This is a genomic window from Frigoribacterium sp. MEB024 (genome assembly GCF_000878135.1).
Taxonomy (GTDB): Bacteria; Actinomycetota; Actinomycetes; order Actinomycetales; family Microbacteriaceae; genus Frigoribacterium.
Genome location: NZ_JXQZ01000042.1, coordinates 1 through 20,386 on the forward strand (window position 1 = coordinate 1; position 20,386 = coordinate 20,386).

26 protein-coding genes and 1 pseudogene are annotated in these 20,386 nt (G+C 73.2%); 16 read left to right on the top strand and 11 right to left on the bottom strand.

The features are described 5' to 3' along the window. Positions 1–73 precede the first annotated feature (73 nt). Complete coding sequence (locus SZ60_RS16525) at positions 74–1,117, top strand: helix-turn-helix transcriptional regulator (RefSeq protein ID WP_052505312.1); 1,044 nt, start codon at positions 74–76, stop codon at positions 1,115–1,117. A 113-nt stretch (positions 1,118–1,230) separates the two neighbouring features. Here the strand turns inward: SZ60_RS16525 and SZ60_RS10155 are convergent, their stop codons facing one another. The 6 genes from SZ60_RS10155 to SZ60_RS10180 form a co-directional block, all read right to left on the bottom strand. Beyond that, positions 1,231–1,683: a VOC family protein gene (locus SZ60_RS10155; RefSeq protein WP_137848011.1), complete on the bottom strand. Its 453-nt coding sequence runs from the start codon at positions 1,681–1,683 to the stop codon at positions 1,231–1,233. 82 nt (positions 1,684–1,765) lie between these two features. Further along, positions 1,766–2,065 carry a DUF1905 domain-containing protein gene (locus SZ60_RS10160; RefSeq protein ID WP_043595658.1) on the bottom strand — a complete coding sequence of 100 codons (300 nt, stop codon included), beginning with the start codon at positions 2,063–2,065 and terminating at the stop codon, positions 1,766–1,768. 9 nt (positions 2,066–2,074) lie between these two features. Then, a complete protein-coding gene (locus tag SZ60_RS10165) occupies positions 2,075–3,094 on the bottom strand; it encodes a sensor histidine kinase KdpD (RefSeq protein WP_197073544.1) in 1,020 nt (339 codons plus the stop codon). Positions 3,095–3,177: 83 nt separating this feature from the next. Further along, positions 3,178–3,849: a response regulator transcription factor gene (locus SZ60_RS10170; protein ID WP_043595659.1), complete on the bottom strand. Its 672-nt coding sequence runs from the start codon at positions 3,847–3,849 to the stop codon at positions 3,178–3,180. Next, positions 3,836–4,465, bottom strand: coding sequence for a DedA family protein (locus SZ60_RS10175; protein ID WP_043595660.1), 630 nt, complete (start codon positions 4,463–4,465; stop codon positions 3,836–3,838). Before SZ60_RS10175 ends, SZ60_RS10170 begins: the two co-directional genes overlap by 14 nt. After that, positions 4,462–5,262 (bottom strand): phosphatase PAP2 family protein, encoded by an 801-nt coding sequence (locus SZ60_RS10180; protein ID WP_082060040.1) that lies wholly within the window; start codon positions 5,260–5,262, stop codon positions 4,462–4,464. The genes SZ60_RS10175 and SZ60_RS10180 overlap by 4 nt, the downstream gene beginning before the upstream one ends. 119 nt (positions 5,263–5,381) lie before the next feature. Here SZ60_RS10180 and SZ60_RS10185 point away from each other — a divergent pair, with 119 nt between their 5' ends. The 4 genes from SZ60_RS10185 (at position 5,382) to SZ60_RS10200 (ending at position 7,691) form a co-directional block, all read left to right on the top strand. Further along, the gene (locus SZ60_RS10185; protein ID WP_043595662.1) at positions 5,382–6,185 is read left to right on the top strand and encodes a membrane protein; all 804 of its coding nucleotides are present in this window, start codon (positions 5,382–5,384) and stop codon (positions 6,183–6,185) included. 47 nt (positions 6,186–6,232) lie between these two features. Further along, positions 6,233–6,730, top strand: coding sequence for a DUF2231 domain-containing protein (locus SZ60_RS10190; RefSeq protein WP_043595663.1), 498 nt, complete (start codon positions 6,233–6,235; stop codon positions 6,728–6,730). Between the two features lies 1 nt (position 6,731). Next, positions 6,732–7,031 (top strand): rhodanese-like domain-containing protein, encoded by a 300-nt coding sequence (locus tag SZ60_RS10195; protein ID WP_043595665.1) that lies wholly within the window; start codon positions 6,732–6,734, stop codon positions 7,029–7,031. Between the two features lie 75 nt (positions 7,032–7,106). Continuing rightward, positions 7,107–7,691, top strand: a complete 585-nt coding sequence (locus SZ60_RS10200; protein WP_043595685.1) for a GrpB family protein — start codon at positions 7,107–7,109, stop codon at positions 7,689–7,691. Between the two features lie 17 nt (positions 7,692–7,708). Here SZ60_RS10200 and SZ60_RS17690 read toward each other — a convergent pair. Continuing rightward, positions 7,709–8,155 (bottom strand): annotated as a pseudogene (locus SZ60_RS17690) (transcriptional regulator); the annotation flags it as partial. Positions 8,156–8,167: 12 nt separating this feature from the next. Then, the gene (locus SZ60_RS17695; RefSeq protein WP_231567115.1) at positions 8,168–8,551 is read right to left on the bottom strand and encodes a helix-turn-helix transcriptional regulator; all 384 of its coding nucleotides are present in this window, start codon (positions 8,549–8,551) and stop codon (positions 8,168–8,170) included. Between the two features lie 102 nt (positions 8,552–8,653). Between SZ60_RS17695 and SZ60_RS10210 the strand changes: the two genes are divergently transcribed. The 4 genes from SZ60_RS10210 (at position 8,654) to SZ60_RS10225 (ending at position 11,510) form a co-directional block, all read left to right on the top strand. Further along, entirely contained in the window at positions 8,654–9,334 is a 681-nt protein-coding gene (locus SZ60_RS10210; RefSeq protein WP_043595667.1) for an SDR family NAD(P)-dependent oxidoreductase, read from the top strand. 81 nt (positions 9,335–9,415) lie between these two features. Next, positions 9,416–10,156 (top strand): ZIP family metal transporter, encoded by a 741-nt coding sequence (locus tag SZ60_RS10215; protein WP_043595668.1) that lies wholly within the window; start codon positions 9,416–9,418, stop codon positions 10,154–10,156. Positions 10,157–10,238: 82 nt separating this feature from the next. Next, complete coding sequence (locus SZ60_RS16530) at positions 10,239–10,709, top strand: MarR family transcriptional regulator (RefSeq protein ID WP_052505315.1); 471 nt, start codon at positions 10,239–10,241, stop codon at positions 10,707–10,709. Between the two features lie 162 nt (positions 10,710–10,871). After that, positions 10,872–11,510: a class I SAM-dependent methyltransferase gene (locus tag SZ60_RS10225; RefSeq protein ID WP_043595670.1), complete on the top strand. Its 639-nt coding sequence runs from the start codon at positions 10,872–10,874 to the stop codon at positions 11,508–11,510. On the opposite strand, the gene SZ60_RS10230 is transcribed toward SZ60_RS10225, so the two are convergent. Beyond that, positions 11,488–12,057, bottom strand: a complete 570-nt coding sequence (locus tag SZ60_RS10230) for a hypothetical protein (RefSeq protein ID WP_043595671.1) — start codon at positions 12,055–12,057, stop codon at positions 11,488–11,490. The genes SZ60_RS10225 and SZ60_RS10230 overlap by 23 nt on opposite strands. Before the next feature lie 161 nt (positions 12,058–12,218). Beyond that, a complete protein-coding gene (locus tag SZ60_RS10235) occupies positions 12,219–12,965 on the bottom strand; it encodes a transcriptional regulator (RefSeq protein ID WP_043595673.1) in 747 nt (248 codons plus the stop codon). A 113-nt stretch (positions 12,966–13,078) separates the two neighbouring features. Between SZ60_RS10235 and SZ60_RS10240 the strand changes: the two genes are divergently transcribed. The 6 genes from SZ60_RS10240 to SZ60_RS10265 are packed head-to-tail and all read left to right on the top strand — an operon-like array spanning position 13,079 to position 18,232. Further along, positions 13,079–14,056, top strand: coding sequence for an ABC transporter substrate-binding protein (locus SZ60_RS10240; RefSeq protein ID WP_043595675.1), 978 nt, complete (start codon positions 13,079–13,081; stop codon positions 14,054–14,056). Next, positions 14,057–15,055, top strand: coding sequence for an amino acid ABC transporter permease (locus SZ60_RS10245; RefSeq protein ID WP_082060041.1), 999 nt, complete (start codon positions 14,057–14,059; stop codon positions 15,053–15,055). After that, on the top strand, positions 15,052–15,867 hold the full coding sequence (locus SZ60_RS10250; RefSeq protein ID WP_304413404.1) for an amino acid ABC transporter ATP-binding protein: 816 nt from the start codon (positions 15,052–15,054) through the stop codon (positions 15,865–15,867). Before SZ60_RS10245 ends, SZ60_RS10250 begins: the two co-directional genes overlap by 4 nt. Beyond that, entirely contained in the window at positions 15,864–17,009 is a 1,146-nt protein-coding gene (locus tag SZ60_RS10255) for an aminotransferase class V-fold PLP-dependent enzyme (RefSeq protein ID WP_052505317.1), read from the top strand. Before SZ60_RS10250 ends, SZ60_RS10255 begins: the two co-directional genes overlap by 4 nt. Next, positions 17,006–17,422: a RidA family protein gene (locus SZ60_RS10260; RefSeq protein ID WP_043595677.1), complete on the top strand. Its 417-nt coding sequence runs from the start codon at positions 17,006–17,008 to the stop codon at positions 17,420–17,422. The genes SZ60_RS10255 and SZ60_RS10260 overlap by 4 nt, the downstream gene beginning before the upstream one ends. A gap of 9 nt (positions 17,423–17,431) precedes the next feature. Beyond that, complete coding sequence (locus SZ60_RS10265) at positions 17,432–18,232, top strand: DNA-formamidopyrimidine glycosylase family protein (protein WP_043595678.1); 801 nt, start codon at positions 17,432–17,434, stop codon at positions 18,230–18,232. A 48-nt stretch (positions 18,233–18,280) separates the two neighbouring features. Here SZ60_RS10265 and SZ60_RS10270 read toward each other — a convergent pair whose 3' ends face one another. Further along, positions 18,281–19,975 carry a PHP domain-containing protein gene (locus SZ60_RS10270; protein WP_043595679.1) on the bottom strand — a complete coding sequence of 565 codons (1,695 nt, stop codon included), beginning with the start codon at positions 19,973–19,975 and terminating at the stop codon, positions 18,281–18,283. 179 nt (positions 19,976–20,154) lie between these two features. Here SZ60_RS10270 and SZ60_RS10275 point away from each other — a divergent pair. Further along, positions 20,155–20,386, top strand: a 232-nt coding sequence (locus SZ60_RS10275; RefSeq protein WP_043595681.1) for a hypothetical protein, incomplete at its 3' end; no start/stop codon positions are given.

Consider the following 20,386-nt stretch of genomic DNA (forward strand, 5'->3'; position numbering starts at 1 on the left):
CCGGGGATCGTCTCCATCGTGTGCCGCCCTTCACCGCGGCGGTGCAGCAGGACGACGGATCGAGAGGACCACCATGCCGAGCTTCTACGTCAGCGAGCCCGACGGAGAACCGGACCCGACGGGCGGCGTCACCTCGCACCCCGTCGACCTCACGGGCGGCGGCGAGGACGCCTCGTCGAGCTACCGGCGCGTGCAGGACGGCGGCACCGATCTGCGCGAGGCGACCCGCCGACTCGAGACGCACTACCGGGGTCGACGTTTCCGGGCCCAGTCGGGCGGGCGACCCTTCGAGTACTCGTACGTACTCGCCGGTGACCACCGTCTGGTGCTGCAGACGTCGTCGTTCACCGCCCCGATGCAGGGCGAGATCCCCTTCCCCGGGCAGTACATCGTCGCGTGGAACCGCAGTGGTCGCACCACGCTGCACCAGCGCGGCCACACCTTCACGAGCGAGGGCTCCACGCCGTTCCTCATGCCGGCCGAGGAGGCCTTCTCGTTCGAGTCGACCCCACGGACGAACAGCATGGTGCAGGTCGGCAGCGACTTCCTCGAACGGACCGCCGCCGAACGCCACGGCGGACCCTCGCAGCGCGTCGTCTTCGACTACGCGGTCACCCCTCGCCCCGAGGCGGTCGCGGCCTGGCGCGCCGCCGTCGGCTCGAGCGCCGCGGCCGTCGTGGCCCAGCAGACGTCCCCGCTCGTGCGACTCGAGGCCCAGCTCACCCTCGCCCGGGCCATGCTCGACCTGTTCCCGTGGCGCGCCGTCGACGTGCCCGTCGGCCTGCGCACGCAGGAGGCCGCCCGCGTCCGGCACGCGGTCGAGTACATCCACGCCCACGCCGCCGAACCGCTCACCCCGGCCGACATCGCCGAGGCGTCGGGCATGCACACCCGCACCCTGCAGACGTCGATGAAGGAACACCTCGGCACGTCACCGGCGGCGTACCTGCGCCAGGTGCGCCTCGACCGCGTCCACGACGAACTGCTCGCGGCGGCGCCGGACGAGACCCGCGTCTCGGACGTCGCCCGGCGCTGGGGCTTCGGCAACTTCGGCCGCTTCGCGGGGTCCTACGCCGCGCGCTTCGACGAGTACCCCCGCGACACGCTCGCCCGCTAGCGACGCCGCGGCCCGCGCCGCGCTGCGCTGCTCCGCCCCGAGGAGGCGGTGGTCGAGTGGGCAGGAAGCGTCCTTCCCGGTCCCGCGAGGGACATCTTCTGCCCACTCGATCGTCAGGCGCCCTGCTGGTCGGCGCCCTGCTGCTGGGCGTAGGCCTCGGGGCCCTGTTCGGCCGCCGACGGGTCCATCCAGCCGAACTCGAGGATGTTGCCGTCCGGGTCGGTCAGCTGACGCTGGTACATGAAGCCGTAGTCCGACGCGGGGCGCGCCTCCGTCCCTCCGGCGCCGAGGCCGGCCGTGACCGTGGTGTCGACGTCGTCCCGCGAGTCGAGCATGACGGCGGTCGCGACCGAGGGGGCGGTGGTCGGGTCACCGATGGGCAGGTCGGTGAAGGTCTGGAAGAAGTCGCGCGTGAGGATCATGAACGCGCTGTGGTCTTCTTCCACGACCACGCAGGCGGCGTTCTCGTCGGTGAAGAGCGGATTGATGGTGAACCCGAGCGCCGTGTAGAACGACTTCGCCCGGTCGAGGTCGGTCACGGGCAGGTTGACGAAGATCATGGGCACGGGGTTCTCCTTCGAACGGTGCACGGGTGGTGAGCCACACAGTGGACCCGCCCGGGTGCGCCGTCAAGGCCCCCATGACCGCTCAGAAGTCGAGCAGGCGCAACCTCACGCTCACGGTGTCGCCCACCCCGACGCCCTCGGCGTCGCGCACGGCCCGCTTGACGGGCAGGGCGTAGGCGTTCTCGTCGCCGAGGGGGAAGACCGACGTGGCGAACGTCGACGAGCCGACCCGCGCCTCCACCCGGACGGAACCCCAGCCGCGCAGCAGGTCGCCGGCCACCATCAGGACGTGGTCCTCGACCTCGGGCGGCAGGCTGACGAACGTGTAGAAGGCCCGCCGGCTCTCCCACCGCCACAGGTCGGCGTCGAAGTGGAATTCCATCCGGCCTGTCTACTCCCGACCCATGCGGCCCGACGCCCGCGGCAGCGTGACCTCGATCGTCGTGCCCGCGCCCGACGTCGTCACGACCCGGACCTCGCCGCCGTGGCGGTGGACGATCTCGCGGACGAGGGCGAGACCGATGCCGAAGCTCGGACGCACCGGGGCCGAGGTCGGGCCCGACGGCGACTCGGCCCGGGCGAAGCGGTCGAAGACGCGCGTGGGGTCGATCCCGATGATGCCGAGCCCCTGGTCGGCGACCGTGATCACCACGCTCGCCGCCTCGCCCCGGCCCTCGACCCGGACGGTCGTCACGACCACCGATCCCCCGGGCGCATGGCCGAGGGCGTTGTCGACCAGGGCGAGGACCGACCGTCGCAGGCTCGTCCGCGGCACTGCGACCCGCGCCTCCTCGCCGCCGGGGACCAGCTCGAGACGGACGTCACGCTGGTCGGCCAGCACGGCCAGGGACGAGAGGACCTCGGCCACCACGGCGTCCACGCCGACGGCCCCGAGGACGTCCCCGGGGTGGTCCTCGCCCCCGGCGGCCTCCAGCAGGTCGCCGACGATGTCGATCAGGGCCCGGGAGTCGTCCCGGAGGTGCGCGACGTCCGACGCGACCTTCTCGTCCGCCGACACCGCGCCTCCGGAGATCCCGCGTTCGAGGGCCTGGAGGCGCGCGTCGAGGACGGCCAGCGGGGTGCGCAACTCGTGGCTCGCGTCGGCGACGAACCGACGCTGCAGGCGCAGGGCGTCGCCGAGCGGTCGGACGGCCCGCCGCGCGATGACGACGCTCACGACCCCGGCGAAGACGACACCGGCGAGCCCGAGCACGACCAGGCCGGCCACCACGTCGGTGGCGCTCACGAAGACCTCGCCGCGCCGCGCCGCCGCGACCTGCTCGAGTCGCTCGGTCGGCACCGTCTGGTGCAGCACCCACGCGATCGTCAGTGCGAGGGCGACCACCACCACCACGGCGGAGACGAGCACGATCTGACGACCGACCGACCGAGCCGCCGCCTGGAGCGCCACCGCGTCGGGGTCCGGCCGCCGCACGCTCGGGGTGGCGCCGGGGCGACGTCGACCGCGCCCCGCTGCTCGGCGGGATCGCGCGGTCACAGCGCCCCGATCCGGTAACCGCGCCCGCGCACGGTCAACACGACGTCGCGATCGATCTTGCGCCGGAGGTAGCTGACGTAGGTGTCGACGGTGCCGAGCTGTTCACCGCGGGGGAAGACCGCCGCCAACAGCTCGGACCGGTCGAAGGTGTGGTCGGGTCGCTCGGCGAGCGCGGCCAGCAGGCCGGCCTCGCGGTCGCTCAGCACCACCCGGCTCGACCACGGCGTGACCATGATGCGGCTCTCGGGGAAGAACCGGCCGGCACCGACGTCGAGCCACGCCTCGTGGGCGGCGAAGGACCGGGTGAGGGCGCGCAGCCGCGCGAACAGCTCGTCGAACTCGAACGGCTTCACGAGGTAGTCGTCGGCTCCGAGGTCGAGGCCCTCGACCCGGTCGGCCGTCGAGCCGAGCGCGGTGAGCATCAGCACGGGCGTGGTGACGTGTTCGCGACGCAGGGCCGCGACGAGCGCGGTGCCGTCGAGTCCGGGCAGGCGTCGGTCGACGACCAGCACGGCGTGGACGCCGGTGCGGGCCGCGTCGAGCCCCCGACGACCGTCGGCGACGAGGTCGACTCGCCACGCCTCGGCGAGCACGTCGGCGACGATCGGCCCCAGCGCGGGGTCGTCCTCGACCAGCAGGAGGCGCGGGCGCGGATCAGGATGGGTCACCCAGGGCCTCCTTCCGCCGTCGTGTCCCCGCCGATCGTCGCACAGCGGTGAGCACGAGGGGCAGCACCGACACCGCGACGAGCGCGATCGCGAGCAGGTCGATGTGGTCGGCGACGAACGGCAGGCCGCCGAGGAGCGAGCCGAGCACGGTCATGCCCGCGGCCCAGAGGAACGCCCCGGCGAGGTTCCACACGACGAAGCGGCGGTACGGGTAGCCGCTGGTCCCGGCCGCGAGCGGCACGAACGTGCGCACCACCGGGACGAAGCGGCCGAGCACGAGCGCCGGGCCGCCGTGCCGCGCGAAGAACGCCTCGGCCCGCTCGAGGTGTGCCGTCTTGAGCACCCGCGCGTCGGGCCGGAACCACCGTCGACCGAAGCGGTGACCGAGGAAGAACCCGACCTGGTCACCCGCCGCGGCGGCCACGAAGGCGCAGAGGGCGATCACCGCGACGCTCAGCCCGAGGCCCTGGTGCAGCAGCCCCGCCGTGACGAGCAGAGAGTCGCCGGGCAGGAAGGGGAAGAGCAGGCCGGACTCGACGAACACCATGAGGGACAGCCCGCCCAGGGCCCAGGGGCCGAGGGCGGTGAGCAGCGTCTGCGGGTCGAAGAGGGTCATGGGGCGTTCCGTTCGGTGTCGGGTGCAGTCAGGGCACCGGGTGGTGTGGTGGTAGGTCGGTCGAGTCGGTCGAGTCCGTCGACGATCCGTCGCCAGAGGGGCAGGGCGAGGGCGACGACCGAGCAACCGAGCACGACCGACGCGAGCGTGTCGGTGGGGTAGTGCACGCCGATCCAGACGCGGGAGGCCGCCACGATGCCGACGCCGAGTGCGGCGACGAGCGCGACCGGCTGCCACCCCCGCCGTCCGTTCCGTCCCCTCACGACGAGCACGATCGCCAGGGCGAGGCCGGTCGCCAGCGCGGTGTGGCCGCTGGGGAACGAGAACGAGTGCGGTTCGACCAGCAGGGGGTCGACGAGGAGGCGCGGGTCGGGTCGGTCGCGTCCGACGACCAGCTTGACGGTCTCGGCCGCAGCCCACGGCAGCACCGAGACGCCGACGACGGTCAGCGCCTCCGCTGCCCGCCGGGTCGTCACCCCCACGGCGACGGCGAACAGCAGGACGAGCGCCACCCCGAGCTGCGGCCCGAGCAGCCGGTCGATCAGCAGCGCCGCCCCGTCGAGCAGGGGCGAGTGCATCCGGCCGACGCGCTCGACGACGTCGAGGTCGGCCGCCCCCACTCCCCCGGCGCCCGACGTGATGAGCAGACCTCCCAGGACGACCGCCACGACGCCCGCCCCACCCGCCGCCGCGATCCCGACGTCGCGGCGGACCGGCCGACGGTCGGGACGAGGGTCAGGAGGTGCGGGTCGTCCACCCCGGGACGTCACCGGGGGCCTTCCGTCGAGTGCGGTCATGGTCCGAGGGTCGCCGCATCCCTCCCAGAAACCGCCCAGCGGCGGGTTCGAGCCGACCCGCGCCTCCTCGATCGGGCGTCTGGGCGGTTTCTGGGACAGACCCCGCGAGGGTCTCCTCCATGACGACACGAGCCGAACGCACCGAGCCGGCGATCCGCCGACCCGCGTCGCTGCTGAACAAGGTCCCCGAGGTCACCACGGCCTTCTGGGTGGTCAAGGTGCTCTGCACCACGGTGGGCGAGACGTTCGCCGACTTCCTGAACGACGGTCTCGGCCTCGGCCTCACGGTCACCAGCGTGGTCATGACGGCGCTGCTCGTCGTCGCGCTCGTGCTGCAGGTGCGGAGGCGGCGGTACGTGCCCTGGGTCTACTGGCTCACGGTGGTGCTCATCAGCGTCGTGGGGACGCTGCTGACCGACACCCTGACCGACTCGCTCGGGGTGAGCCTCTGGACCTCGACCATCGTCTTCTCCGTCGCGCTCGCCGTGCTGTTCGGCGTCTGGTACTCGGTCGAGCGGACGCTGTCGGTGCACGACATCACGACTCGTCGCCGGGAAGGCTTCTACTGGGCGACCATCCTGGTCACCTTCGCGCTCGGAACCGCCGTCGGCGACCTCCTGGGCGAGCAGCTCGCCCTCGGGTACCTGCCGTCGGTGTTCGTCTTCGCGGGGGTCATCGCCCTCGTCGCCCTGGCCCACCGTTTCCTCGGCCTCGGCGCGGTCGTCGCCTTCTGGTCGGCCTACGTGCTCACCCGGCCGTTGGGCGCGTCCCTCGGCGACCTCCTCTCGCAAGACCGGTCCGACGGAGGACTCGGGCTGGGTCCGACGGCGACGAGCCTCGTCTTCCTCGTGGCGATCGCCGGGGTGGTGGGAGCGATGACCGTGTCGGCCCGGCGCGAGGTCTCGACCGCACGCCACGCCTGACCCCTCACCTACCCCACCCGCACCGACCCGACCAGAAGAGAGACGCCATGGACTGGCAACTGAACGGACTCCCCCTCCACCCGCTGATCGTTCACCTCGTCACGGTCGCCTTCCCGACGGCCTCGCTGCTGATCGTGGCCGGTGCCGTGTCGTCGCGGCTGCGCCGACGACTGGGCGTCATCACACCGCTCGTCGCCCTCCTGTCGCTCGTCGCGGTGCCACTCGCGACATCGTCGGGCGAATCGCTCGAGGCGAGGGTCGGGCACAGCGCCCTGCTCGAGGCGCACACGCAGCTCGGCGACACGCTGTTGCCTTGGGCGATCGCGGTGTTCGTCGCCGCCGTGGCGCAGTGGGCGTGGCAGCACTACGTGCTGACCCCGGACGCCAAGCGACCGCATCCCACCCTGAAGAAGGGCACGCGCACGATCGTCGGGGTCGCGCTCACCGTGGCGGTCGCCGTCGCCGCGATCGGCGGCATCGTCACGACGGTGCGCATCGGCGATTCGGGCGCGAAGGCGGTCTGGTCGGATTCGAGCGAGGGCTGAGATGGAGCAGATCACCGTCGACCGGTTGGCCGCCCTCACGACACCGCTGGTGATCGATGTGAGAGCCGCCGACCGCTTCGCCGAGGGCCACGTCCCCGGGGCGCTCAACCTCCACCCCTCGCAACTGGCGGATCGACTCGACGAGATGCCGCACGAGACCGCTGTCTACCTGATCTGCCAGAGCGGCGCACGGAGCTCCCGGGCGGCCGAGGCCCTGTCAGCTCGAGGGATCACCGCCGTCGACGTGGTCGGCGGCACCACGGCCTGGGTCGCGGCAGGGCTGCCGCTCGATCAGTCCTGAGGGGCGAGCCGGGCGACCGGCGCCGGGGTGATCGTGAAGGCGTCGACCGGTTCCGTCGTCTGGCAGGATCTCCTGATGCCTGCCGACCGATCGCCCCGCCGACCCGACGTCACGACCACCGAGCTCGTGGGCGGTGCCGAGGCCGTCCACGTCTCGTTGCACGAGTACGACGAGCGCTGGCCGGCCGAGTTCGCCGAGCACCGACGCCGCATCGTCGAGGCCCTCGCGCCGTCGGGCATCGCGGTCGACGTCGAGCACATCGGCTCGACGTCGGTGCCGGGCCTCGCGGCGAAGCCGATCGTCGACATCGTGGTCGCGGTGCCCGACATCACCGCGGAAGAGGACTACCTCGACCCGTTGCTCGCCGCGGGTTACGAGCTGCGGGTGCGTGAACCCGGGCACCGACTCGTGCGGACGCCCGAGCGCAGCGTCCACGTCCACGTCTACGAGCAGGGCGCCGCGGCCATCGACGAGTACCTGCTGCTGCGCGACCACCTGCGCACCGACGCCGCCGACCGCGAGCTCTACGCGAGCGTCAAGCGCGACCTGCTCGACCGCCGCTGGGACGACATGAACGACTACGCCGACGCCAAGACCGAGGTCGTCACGGCCATCAAGGCGCGGGCGCGTGCGGCCCGGGACCTGGCCCGCGAGCGCTGAACGGAGCGGGCACGGCCTCAGACGGCCGACGTCGCCGCCATCGACTGCAGCCCGGTGACGCGAAGCAGGTCGAGTCGCGCCTCGTCGTCGGAGCCCGGTGCGACCGTGTAGACGACGATCCGTAGGTCGCCCGGCGCGGTCAGCACGTCGCAGTCGATCGTGATCGGGCCGGCCGGCGTGTTCGTCACCGTCTTGCGACTGGCCCGGTGCTCAGCCACCTTGGCCTCGGCCCAGCGGCGTGCGAACTCGGGCGACGTGTCGAGCAGGCGCGACACGAGGTGGTCGAGCGAGCGATCCGACGGGTAGCGCCCCACGGCCGCCCGCAGGTCGGCGGCGAGGTCGCTCGCGAAGTCCTCCTCGTGCTGCGCGTCGAAGTCGGTGCCCGCGTGGCCGGACGTGAAGTGCCGCCAGACGAGGTTGCGCTCGAGCCCGACGAGACGCGACGGGTCGCCGTTGACCGCCGCCCAGAGGGGGTTTCAGAGCAGGATGTCGTGGGTCGCCGAGAAGACGGCCAGCGGCACGTCGCCGAGCCGGTCGACGATGCGTTGCACGCCGGGCCCCACGTGGCGCGGGACGACCTCGGCCGACGGAGGCGCGGCGCCGGCCGAGCGGTAGAGGTGGTCGCGTTCGTCGTCGCTCAGGCGCAGGGCCACCGCCAGGGCACGGAGCATCTGCGGTGACGGATTGGTCGCCCGACCCTGCTCGAGGCGGACGACGTAGTCGACGCTCACCCCGGCGAGCGCCGCCAGCTCTTCGCGGCGCAGGCCCGTCGTCCGGCGCCCCACCCCCGCCGGCAGCCCCACGTCGGCGGGGCTGACCCGGTCACGCCACGACCGCAACACGTCGGCGAACTCGCTCATGCGCCCATCCTCCCCCGCCCCGGGCGCCCGAGGGTGGTACCGCCAGTCCTCCCGTCGTGCGGGGCCTGGGTGCCGAGGCGGGGCCGGGCGCAGCATGGACCCATGACCACCACACTCATCACCGGGGCCAACAAGAGCCTCGGACTCGAGACCGCCCGCCGCCTGCTCGAAGCGGGCCACACCGTGTACGCCGGCATGCGCGACCTCGACTCGGGCGACGCCGTCCGGGCCCTCGGCGCCCACGCCGTGCAGCTCGACGTCACCGACCAGGCGAGCGTCGACGCGGCGCTCGCCTCCCTGCCCGAGCTCGACGTGCTCGTCAACAACGCGGGCGTCCTCGGGTCGTCGTTCGGCGTCGACGACCTCACCCCCGAGACGATGCAGGAGGTGCTCGACGTCAACGTCGTCGGGCTCGTCCGCGTCACCCAGGCCGCGATGCCGCTGCTGCGCCGCTCCGACCGTCCCGTGATCGTCAACGTCGCCTCGGGCGTCGGCTGGCCACGCTGGCTGAGCACCGAGGGCCACGACGAGTACCCCGTCGCCGCGGTGCCCTACGCGTCCTCGAAGGCGGCCGTGATCGCCCTGACCGTGCAGTACGCCAAGAACCTGCCCACCTTCCGCGTGAACGTCAGCGACCCCGGCTACACCGCCACCGACTTCAACGGTCACGGCGGCCACCAGACCGTCACCGAGGGCACGGACGCCACCGTCGCCCTCGCCCTGCTCGGCCCCGACGGCCCGACCGGCGAGTTCCACGACCGCCGGGGCCGCATCGACTACTGAGCGGCGACCGCAGGAGGCGCGGTGCCGGTCCCCGAGACCGGCACCGCGCCTCCTGCGTGGCGAAGGACTAGACCTGTCCTCGTGCCGTCACCGCTCCTCCTCGCCGCCCTCGCCGGCCTGCTCTCTGGCCTCTCCCTCGTCGTCGGGGCGGCGGTGTCGTGGTTCGTCAGGGTGCCCCGCGAGGCCGTCGCCCTCGTCATGGCGTTCGGCGCCGGGGTCCTGATCTCGGCCCTGTCGTTCGACCTCGTCGACGAGGCCACGAGCAGCGGGGGGCTGCTCCCGACCCTCGGCGGGTTCCTCGCGGGCGCCGTCGTCTACGTCGCCCTGGACCAGCTGCTCGAGCACGGCGGGTTCCGGCGCAAGCACCACCGTCGCGGGTCGGCCGGCTCGGGCACCGGCCTGGGCATCGCCCTCGGCGCCCTGCTCGACGGTGTCCCCGAGACGGCGGTGCAAGGCGTGAGCCTCACGGGCGGCGGCTCCCTCAGCATCGCCGTGCTGGTCGCCGTGGTGATCTCGAACTTCCCCGAGGGCATGTCGAGCACGGCCGACCTCAAGTCGTCGGGCCGGTCCGCCCGGTACGTCTTCGGCCTCTGGTCGGGCATCGCCGTCGTGTGCGCCCTGTCCGCCCTCGGCGGGTACGCCCTGCTGGGCGGGGTGCCCGAGGGCGGGCAGTCGTTCGTCATGGCGTTCGCCGCCGGGGCGATCCTCGCGATGATCTGCGACACGATGATCCCCGAGGCCTTCCGCAAGACGCAGACGCTGACGGGACTGGTGACGGTGCTCGGCTTCGTCGCGAGCTACGTCGTGCACCAGGTCGCCTGAGCAGGGGGCCGCGCCCCGAACTGGGTCATCCGTTCTGCGCAACGTCGCCGACACCGGGGGCGATGCTCGGTACCCTGCTGTCGTGAGCCCCGACCTTCCCGCCACTCCGGAGAACCACCCGGAGTCCGTCCGGCGTCTCGCCGCGACCCTGCAGACCCTGGACGAGGCGCACCGTCGCTACCGGCTCCACGCCGCGAAGGTCGTCGGCATGGGCCACACCGAGCTGGCCGCGCTGCTCGCCGTCGCCGACGCCCCGGGGCTGACCCCGGGCGCGCTCGCCCAAGAGCTGCTGCTCAGCACAGGGGCGACGACGGCCGTGGTCGACCGGCTCGAGAAGTCGGGGCACGTCACGCGCAGCCGACACCCGGGCGACCGCCGCAGCCTCTTCCTGCACCTGACCGCGCAGGGCGAGGGCACCACGACCACCCTGCGCGAGGCGTACCAGTACGTCCTCTCGACCACGGGCACGGACGAGACGATCGCCGAGGCCCTCCCCCAGCTCGACAGCATCGCGGCGGCGCTCGACGCCGCCGCCCGCGAATCCGTGTCCTGACCTGCGCCGCGCCTCCTCGGGGCGTTGTCGGGGTCGGGTCGGGGTCGGGGTCGGGGTCGGGGTCGGGGTCGCACCACCGATGTGTCGTCGAACCACGGAACACGATGGTTCGACGACACATCGGTGGTTCGACTGCGAGCCACGACTCCTAGGCTGCGGGGCATGACATCCGACGTCGGGGCTCGCTACGCCGCGCGGGCCCGCGAGTACGTCGACCACCTCGGCTCGATGTCGGCGGTGCACCCCGCTGACGAACACTTGGTCACGTCCTGGGCGACGACGGTAGAGGGTCCCGTGCTCGACGCGGGCTGCGGGCCGGGCCACTGGTCGGGGCACCTCGCCGCGCGGGGCGTCCACGTGCGCGGACTCGACCGGGTCCCGGCCTTCGTCGAGCACGCGCGCCACACCCACCCGGACGTCTCGTTCGACCTCGGCAGCATCGATGCCCTGCCCTCCGACGCCGACGAGTTCGCCGGAGTCCTCGCCTGGTACTCGCTGATCCACCACGACCCGGGCAGCATCCGGCGCCCCCTCCGCGAGTTCGCCCGCGTGCTCCGGCCTGGCGGCGGGCTGCTCGTCGGGTTCTTCACCGGGTCGACCGGTTCGACCGTCGAACCGTTCGACCACGCGATCACGACCGCGTGGCGCTGGGCACCCGACCTCCTCGCGGACGAGCTGCGCGCCTCCGGGTTCGACGTGCTCGAGACCCACACCCGCACGGGACCACCGTCCGGCCCGAGGCCCCACGGCGCGATCATCGCCCGACTCGCACCGGCGGCTACGGTCGCGCCAACCCCTTGAGGTGTGTGTCGATCGCCGTGAGGACGGCGCGATGCGCGTCGAACGAATTCGCCCAATCGTCGACGAGCAGGCCGTGGTCGGCGCCGTCGACCGTGACGAGGCCCGCACGGGTCTCGAGCCCCCGCGCCGGCTGCCACATCGAGTCGGCCCCTCCGCCCACGGCCAGGTGTGACGAGGAGGCGCGGGTCAACGCATCGAGGACCACGGGCTCGGTGAGCACCGGCGTCAACCACACCCCTGCGACACCGTGTCCGACGGCCCACGGCAACGCGAGGGTGCCGAACGACTTCGCGAGGACGAGGTCGACGCGACCGCCGACGGCCTCCACCACGGCCTGCAGCCGCTTCTCGACGGCTGCCTGCGAGTCGTCGGCCGTCAGATCTCGGGCATCCCACTCGACGGCCTCGACGCGCCAACCGAGCTGCCGCAGCATCGACGCAGGCCAGTAGAGCAGTGGCGCCTTGACCCCGTACCCGGTACCCGGGAGGAGCACCGCGATAGGACATGACGTTCCTGTCGACGGCCCGGACGAGGTGGGTGAGCTCATGGGCCGAGGCTAAGGCAGACGACCGATCGTGGTGATGCCGGCGTGTCCCCGTGTCGGTGTCGCACCGCCGACGCGTCGTCGAACCACGGGAAACGGTGGTTCGACGACACATCGGCGGTGCGAAACCCGCGTGACCGGCGCCGGGGCACGCGCCGCGGCGGTCAGCCGCCCTGGCGCACCTGCCGCACGTACCGGTACACCGTCGGCTCGGACACGTGCAGCGCCTCGGCCACCTGGGCCACCGCGCCCTTGAGCAGGAAGACCCCCGCCCGTTCGATCTCGCGCACGGCCGCGACCTTCTCGTCGGGCGTCATGCGGTGCGGTTCGACGCCCTGGGCCGCCACGATGCGGGCGACGCCGTCGAGGGCGAGCTCGTCGACGTTCATGCTCAGTCGTTCGGCGACCGGCCCCGACGACGAGGTCGAGGTCGAGGCAGGGCCCGCCTCGGACCCCGGCCCCAGGGGCGCCCCCTTGACCAGCCCCGTCGTCGCCGTGATGGCCGCGAGCAGGTCACGAGCCCGGGTCAGCGGCTCGTCGTCGATGTTGAGGCAGAGCATGCCCACGACGTCGCCGCCCGCGTCGCGGATGAAGAAGGTCGACGAGCGGAACGTGCCGCCGGTGCGGGACTCGGCCAGGTAGTTGGCCAGGTAGTCGCGGTCGTCGTGCTCGTGGTTCTGCAGGACCTTGAGCACCAGGTCGGTCGCCGGCCCGCCGACGCTGCGACCGCTCACGTGGCCGTTCGTCAGGGCGACGATCGACCGGCTCAGGTCGCTCGTGTCGTGCAGCACGACCTCGGTCCGCGGCCCGAGCAGCTCGGCGAAGAAGTCCATGAGCGGCAGGTAGGGCTCGAACTCGGCCCGCAGGACCCGGCTGGCGTCGACCACGGTGGCGCTGCTGGCTCTCGTCATGCCCCCAGGTTACCGGCATGTAACGAAATCGTCGCACTGTGATAATTTCTTCTCATCTCGCCGATCACTCGGCTAGCTTGCGATGACCGACGACGCTCACGAAAGGCTCGACCATGACCCGAACCCGCTCCCGCTCCGCCCTCTGGGGCACCATCGCCACGGGCGCCGTCCTGGCCCTCGGCCTCACCGCGTGCGGCGGCCCGAGCGCCCCGCAGCCCGGCGACGCCTCCGGCGACGCGTCCGGCGGCGCCTCGTCGTCCTCGACCATCCCCGACACGAGCGCGCTGCTCGACGCGGTCCAGGTCGACGACGCCCTCGCCGCCCAGGTGCCCGCGGACATCAAGGACGCGGGCACGCTCGTCGTCGGCTCGAACGTCCAGTCCGCGCCCAACAACTTCTACGCGGCCGACGGCTCGACCGTCATCGGCTCGGACCACGACCTCATCACCGCAGTCGGCAAGAAGCTCGGCCTCGACGTCGAGTACCAGAACCAGGACTTCGGCTCGCTCATCACCAGCCTGCAGTCCGGACGCGTCGACGTGACGATCGCCGCGATGAACGACACGGCCGAGCGCCAGCAGGCCATCGACTTCGTCGACTACCTGACCTCGGGCATCACCCTGATGGTGCAGAAGGGCAACCCCGACGACATCACCGGCCCCGACTCGCTCTGCGGCAAGGCCATCGCCGTCGTCACCGGCACCAGCCAGCAGGAGTTCGCCGAGGCCACCAGCACGCAGTGCGAGTCCGACGGCGAGGAGGCCCTCGACATCACGGTGACCGACAGCGACAGCCAGAACCAGACGCAGCTGCGCACCGGCCGCATCGACGCCATCGTGAACGACCTGCCCAGCGCGGTCTACATCTCGAAGACCGCCCAGGACGGCCAGGCCTTCGAGGTCGTCCCCGGCGACGTCATCGACGGCGCCCCGTACGGCATCGGCGTCAACAAGGACGACGCCGAGCTGCGCGACGCCATCGCCGCGGCCCTCGACTCGCTCATCGACGACGGCACCTACGGCGAGGTCCTCGACGCCTGGGGCATCACCTCGGGCAGCGTCACCGAGGCCACCGTCAACGGCGGCAAGTAGGTGGCGACCGCACGACCGACGGGCACCGACCCGGGCGACGCGACCCGCGCCTCCTCGGCCGGACGCGGCGGCGGGCCCGTCGGCAGCCGTGAGCTGCTGCCCCAGGTGCGCCTGAAGCACTGGGGCCGCTGGGTCAGCGCCGTCGTCATCGTGGTGCTGCTCGTCGCGCTCGTCTACGGGGCGTCGCAGGGCGACATCTCGTACCGCGACATCCCGTACTACCTGGTGTCGCCGATCATCCTGCAGGGCCTCGTCGGCACCATCGTGCTCGCCGTGGTCGCCCAGGTGAGCGCGGTGATCATCGGCGTCGTCATCGCCCTGATGCGCATCTCGAAGAACCCGGTGGCGCAGGCCTTCGCGGCCGGCTACACCTGGCTGTTCCGCGGCCTGCCCGTGCTGCTGCAGATCCTGCTCTGGTACAACCTGGCGCTGATCTTCCCGCGCCTGACCGTCGGGGTGCCGTTCACCGACGTGGTGTTCCTCGACGTCAGCACCAACGACGTCATGACCACGTTCGTCGCGGCGTTCCTCGGTCTGGCCCTCAACGAGAGCGCCTACATGGCCGAGATCGTGCGCGCCGGCCTCAAGAGCGTCGACCGCGGCCAGATCGAGGCCGCCCAGTCGATCGGGCAGACCCCGATGCAGCGCATGGCCCGCATCGTGCTGCCCCAGGCGATGCGCATCATCATCCCGCCGACCGGCAACGACTTCATCAACATGCTCAAGGGCACGGCGATGGCGTCGGTCATCGGCTACCTCGAGTTGATCAAGGCGGCGAACAACATTGCCTCGTTCAACCTGCAGGTGATGGAGACCCTGATCGCCGCGGCGATCTGGTACATGGTCATCGTCAGCGTGGCGAGCGTCGGCCAGTTCTACCTGGAGCGCAGCTTCGACCGCCAGGACCGCCGCCCCGGCGGGCCGCCGAAGGCCCGCGCCCTCCGCCGCAAAGTCGCCGCCGACCTCGGCCGCGCACCCCTCGTGAGGAGCACCCCGTGACCACGACCGACACGACGACCGCAGGAGGCGCGGTGCCCGCCGCCGAGGCGGCCCCCGTCCTCGAGGCCATCGACATCGGCAAGTCGTACGGCAGCCACGAGGTGCTGCGCGACGTCTCGATGACGGTGCGCAGCGGCGAGGTGGTCTGCATCATCGGCCCGTCCGGAGCCGGCAAGTCGACGTTCCTCCGCACCCTGAACCGGCTCGAGGAACCCGACGCGGGCGAGGTCTGGGTGGGCGGCGAGCCGATGGGCTTCGAGCTCCGCGACGGTGTGCTGCACGAGCTGAGCGAGCGCCGCCTGTCGGCCCAACGCGCCCGCACGGCCATGGTGTTCCAGCACTTCAACCTGTTCCCGCACCTGACCGTGCTGGGCAACGTGCTCGAGGGCCCCGTCCGCGTGCAGCGCCGGTCGGCGAAGGAGGCGCGGCGCGAGGCCGTCGAGATCCTCGAGCGGGTGGGCCTCGGTGACAAGGTCGACGCCTACCCCGGCCAGCTCTCGGGCGGGCAGCGGCAGCGCGTGGCGATCGCCCGGGCCGTCGCGATGAAGCCGCTCTTCCTGCTCTTCGACGAGCCGACCTCGGCCCTCGACCCCGAGCTGGTCGGCGAGGTGCTCAAGGTGATGGGCGACCTGGCGCGCGACGGCATGACGATGCTCGTCGTGACGCACGAGATCCAGTTCGCCCGCGAGGTCGCCGACCGCGTGGTGTTCATGGCCGACGGCGGCATCGTCGAGCAGGGGCCGGTCGAGCAGGTGCTCGGCGCCCCGCGTGAGGCGCGCACCCAGCAGTTCCTGCAGCGGGCGCTGACGTGACGACGGGTACGCCGACGGCCCCGGGCTCGGCGCTCGACGCGTACCTCGCGTCGTTCGCCGAGCCGGTCGGCTACCTCAACTTCGGCAGCTACGGGCCGCCGTCGCGGGACGTCGTCGAGACGATCGGCCACCTCGCCTCCGCGGCGAGCGCCGGGGTCCCCTCGTCCGGCCTGCACGCCGAGGACGAGCGGGCCCTCGCCGCGGTCTCGCGCCTCACCGGGTTCGACCGCGCCGGCGTCGCCCTCACCGGCAGCACGTCGCTGGGGCTGATGCAGATCGCGTTCGGCCTGCCCCGGGGCGAGGTCGTGGTCAGCAGCGCCGAGTTCCCGTCGAACCTGTACGCGTGGTGGCGCTCGGAGGAGGCCGGGCTCACGACGGTGCGACCGCTGCCCGCCGTCCCGGGGCAGCCGCTGGCGCCCGTCACGCCCGAGCGCGTGGCCGACGCGGTCGGGCCCGACACCGTGGCCGTCGCGGTGAGCGCGGTCGACTTCCGCACGGGCACCGTCGCCGACCTCGCCGGGCTGAGGGAGGCCGCGGGCGACCGACTGCTCGTCGTCGACGGCATCCAGGGGTTCGGCGTCGTCGACGCCGACTGGACGCTCGCCGACGCGCTCGTCGTCGGTGGGCAGAAGTGGCTGCGCGCGGGCTGGGGAACCGGGTTCGTGGCGCTGTCCTCGCGGGCCCTCGCGCGCCTCCGTCCGGTCCTCGGGGGCTGGACGGGCGTCGAGGGGGCGTCGCGCTACGACGGCGTGCCGCACGCCCCGCTGCCCGGGGCGCAGCGCCTGTCGGTGACCAACGGGTCGCCGTTCGCTTCGGGTGCCCTGGCCACGGCGCTCGAGCAGCTCGAGTCGGTGGGCGTCGACGTCGTGGCGTCCCGCGTGGCGGACACGGCGGGCGACCTGGTCGCTCGACTCGAGGCCGCCGGGGTGCCCGTGGTCTCCCCCGTCGAGGGGTCGCGACGGGCGGGACTCGTCGTGGCCGGCGTGCCCGGGGGCGAGGCCGCCGAAGTCGGCGCACGACTCGAGGCCGCCGGCGTCACGGCGACCGTCCACGGCGACGACCGGGTGCGCCTCAGCGTGCATGCCACCACCACCCCGGCCGCGCTCGACGCGGCCCTGACCGTCCTGGGAGGACGACGATGACCCTCGACCCGAACCCCCTCCGCGCCGTGCACACCGACCGGGCCCCGGCCGCGATCGGTCCGTACTCGCAGGCCGTCCGGGTGGGCGACCTCGTCTTCGTGTCGGGCCAGCTGCCGATCGACCCGGCCACGGGCGAGTTCGCCGGGCCGGACGTCCGCGACGAGGCGGCCCAGTCGTTGCGCAACGGCGCCGCCGTGCTCGAGGCCGCGGGCTCGCGCATCGACCTCGTCGTCAAGACGACGGTGCTGCTGGCCGACATCGCCGACTTCGCCGTCGTGAACGAGGCCTACGCCGAGGTGTTCCACGGCGGGGTGCTGCCGGCCCGAGCGGCGTACCAGGTCGCCGCGCTGCCCAAGGGCGCCCGGGTCGAGATCGAGTTCGTGGCGGCGGTCGCCCCGGGGCACGCCGGGTAGCATCACGGCATGCCGGAGGGTGACAGCGTCCATCTGCTGGCGGCGCGCCTCCGTCCGTCGCTCGTCGACCGCGTCGTCGTCGACGGCGAGCTGCGGTCGGGCGGCCGGGCGGGCGAGTCGCTCGCCGGTCGGCGCGTCGTCGAGGTCGACACCCACGGCAAGCACCTGCTGACCCGCTTCGACGACGCCACCACCCTGCACACGCACCTGCGCATGCAGGGGTCGTGGACGCTGACCCGACCCGGTCGCGTCCTGCCGTCGCGGCTGCAGCGGCAGGTCCGCGTGCGGGCCCGGCTCGACGACGGCCACACCCTCTGGGGCGTCGACCTGCCGGTCGTCGACCTGGTGCCGACCCGGGACGAGCACACGCTGATCGGCCACCTGGGCCCCGACCCGCTGCGCCCCGACTGGGACCCCGAGGAGGCGCGACGTCGCCTGGCCGCACTCCCCGACGTCACGGTCCGTGCCGCCCTGCTCGACCAACGTCCGATGGCCGGTCTCGGCAACCTCTGGGTCAACGAGGTGGGGTACCTGCGTGGGGTGCACCCGGCCACCCCGATCGGTCGGGTCGACCTGGTCAAGCTCGTCGACGTGGCCGCGCGCGCCCTGCGATTCTCGGTCTCGACGCCCGGCGCCTACCAGGTCACGACGGGCCGGACCCGCCGCGGCGAGACGCACTGGGTCGTCGGCCGGGCCGGGCGCCCGTGCCTGCGCTGCGGCACCCGCGTCGAGGCACGCGACGACCCGTCGACGCCGGACGGGCGCACGCGACGGGCCTGGTGGTGCCCGCGGTGCCAGCCCGCGGCGTGATGGCGGACGGTCGCGACGACGTGCGCCGAGGAGCGGGCCGCGCCCGGCTCAGCGCACTCTGACGAAGATCGGGTTCGCGTAGAGCCAGGTGTCGGCCCACGGGTCGGCCGGGGCGACGGGGTACGGCTGGGGCGCCCGGGGGTCGACCTCGGCGCCGAGCGGACCGACGCCGTGCACCCGACCGTCGCTGCCGCGCAGGCGTACGTAGCCGTCCTCGGTGGCGGGCTCGAGCGGCACCACGACGCGGAACGGGGCGGCGGAGCGGTCGGCGACGTCGAGCAGTTCGACGACCCGGGTGCCGGGCGCGCGCTGCTCGTCACGGTCGGCCGCGGGTCCGGTGACGCGGCCGCGGATCACGTCGAGGTGGGCGAGCCGCGGGACGGTGCCCCGTGAGGTGGGCGTCGTCGTGGGCACGACGTCGACCACGAGCTCGAGGGCGGTGCCGCGCGGGACGGTGAGGGTCCCGCCCAGGGTGGCCTGCGCCTCCTGCCCGCCGGTGGCCCGGAGCACGACGGAGAGCCCGGCGACGAGGTGCCCGTGGTCGACCCAGAGCCGACCGGCGCGGATCGCGTCGAGCAGCGCGGCGGACGAGCGGTCGACGGCCCCGACGTGGTTCCGGCTGAACTCGCCCGGCCAGAAGTCGGCGCCGTTCTGGGGCGTGGCCGTCGCGACCGGATCGGGGCGGCGGCCGGCACGGTCGAAGTTGGCGAGCGTCGCGCCGGCCTCCCAGCCGGCCCCGGTCGGGAAGTCGCCGACGCGCGTGGCGTCGGACTCCTTGAGGTGCAGGTCGCTGTTCGAGGTGATCCACCAGCGCCGCCCCTCGCTGAGCAGCGAGTCCCACACGCCGCCGACGACGGCCGTCGTCCAGTCGAAGCCGCCGTGGGTCAGGTAGGCCTCGGCGGGGTAGCCAGCGAACGAGAACTCGCTGGGGGCGTTCTCGTACTCGCCCCGCCGCGAGCGCGCCGAGGCGTTCGCGGCGACGGCACCGGCCTGGGCACCGGGGGCGCCCTCCATGCCGACGAACACCTCGGGGTCGGCGTCCTGCCAGGCCCGCAGCTCGCCGGGCGAGTCGATGCCGAGGCGGCTCGGGTGGTTCGCCAGGACGATCACGTCGTCGACGACGCCCGCGCTCTTCTGGGCGCCGAGCCAGGCGATCGCGTCGGTGGCGTGCACGAGCCACTCGGCGGCGTCGTCGGTGCCGGGGCGCGGTTTCTCCCAGCCGTTGAGCTTGCCGTCGTGGTCGAGCTCGAAGCGGCGCAGCACGCGGGTCGTCGCGGGACCGGGTGCGACGAGCACGGTGGCGTGCTCGGCGCCGGGGATGTACCACTCGAGCCCCTGCAGCACGAGCAGGTCGGGCCGGGCAGCCCGCGCGATCTCGATCTCCCTGGCGGCGTTGAACACCCCGCCGACGTTGGCGTGGCCCTTGTTGCTGTGCTCGGTGAAGGCGATCGCGTCGACGCCGAAGCGCTGCGCCCGGTCGAGGATCGTCGTCATGGGGTACTTCGCGTCGTGCGAGTAGACGGAGTGCACGTGGTGGTCGAACACCAGCCACGAGAGCGTCGCCGGGTCGACCACGGCGGCCACCGACGGCAGCGGCGCGGCCTCGGCGGGGTCCGCTCCCCGCAGTCCCTGGGCGGTCGCCCCCACGGCGACGGTCGCGGCGACGGAGGCCCCCAAGAAGGCCCGGCGGGAGAAGCCCGATCCGGTCGGGGCGGGCTGCTCGGGGCGGGGGTCGAGGGACATGGCATCACTTTCGTCGGGCGGGCGTCCCGACCGTAGGGAGCGGGCCTGAACCGCAGGCCAACGGCCGGGGACGCGTACGACACCGGGCGTTCACGATCCGTTCCCCCGGGTGCGCGACAGTCCTGGCGTCGCCGCGCGCTCCCCGCCGCGGAGGCCCACCGCACCCACCGAAGGTCCCGATGCCCTCCTCCGTCCCTGCCGCCAGCCGCCTCCCCTCGCGCGCCTCCGTCCCGGCCACCCGCCGCCTCGCCTCGCGCGCCTCCGTCCCCACCGCCCGCCGCCTCCCCTCGCGCGCCTCCGTCCCGGCCGTCCGTCGTCTCGCCTCGCGCGCCTCCGGACGGGCCCTGCTCGTCGGGGCGGCCCTCGCCGCCGGCACGGTCGCGGGCCTGGTCGGCCCCGGTGCCGCCGTCG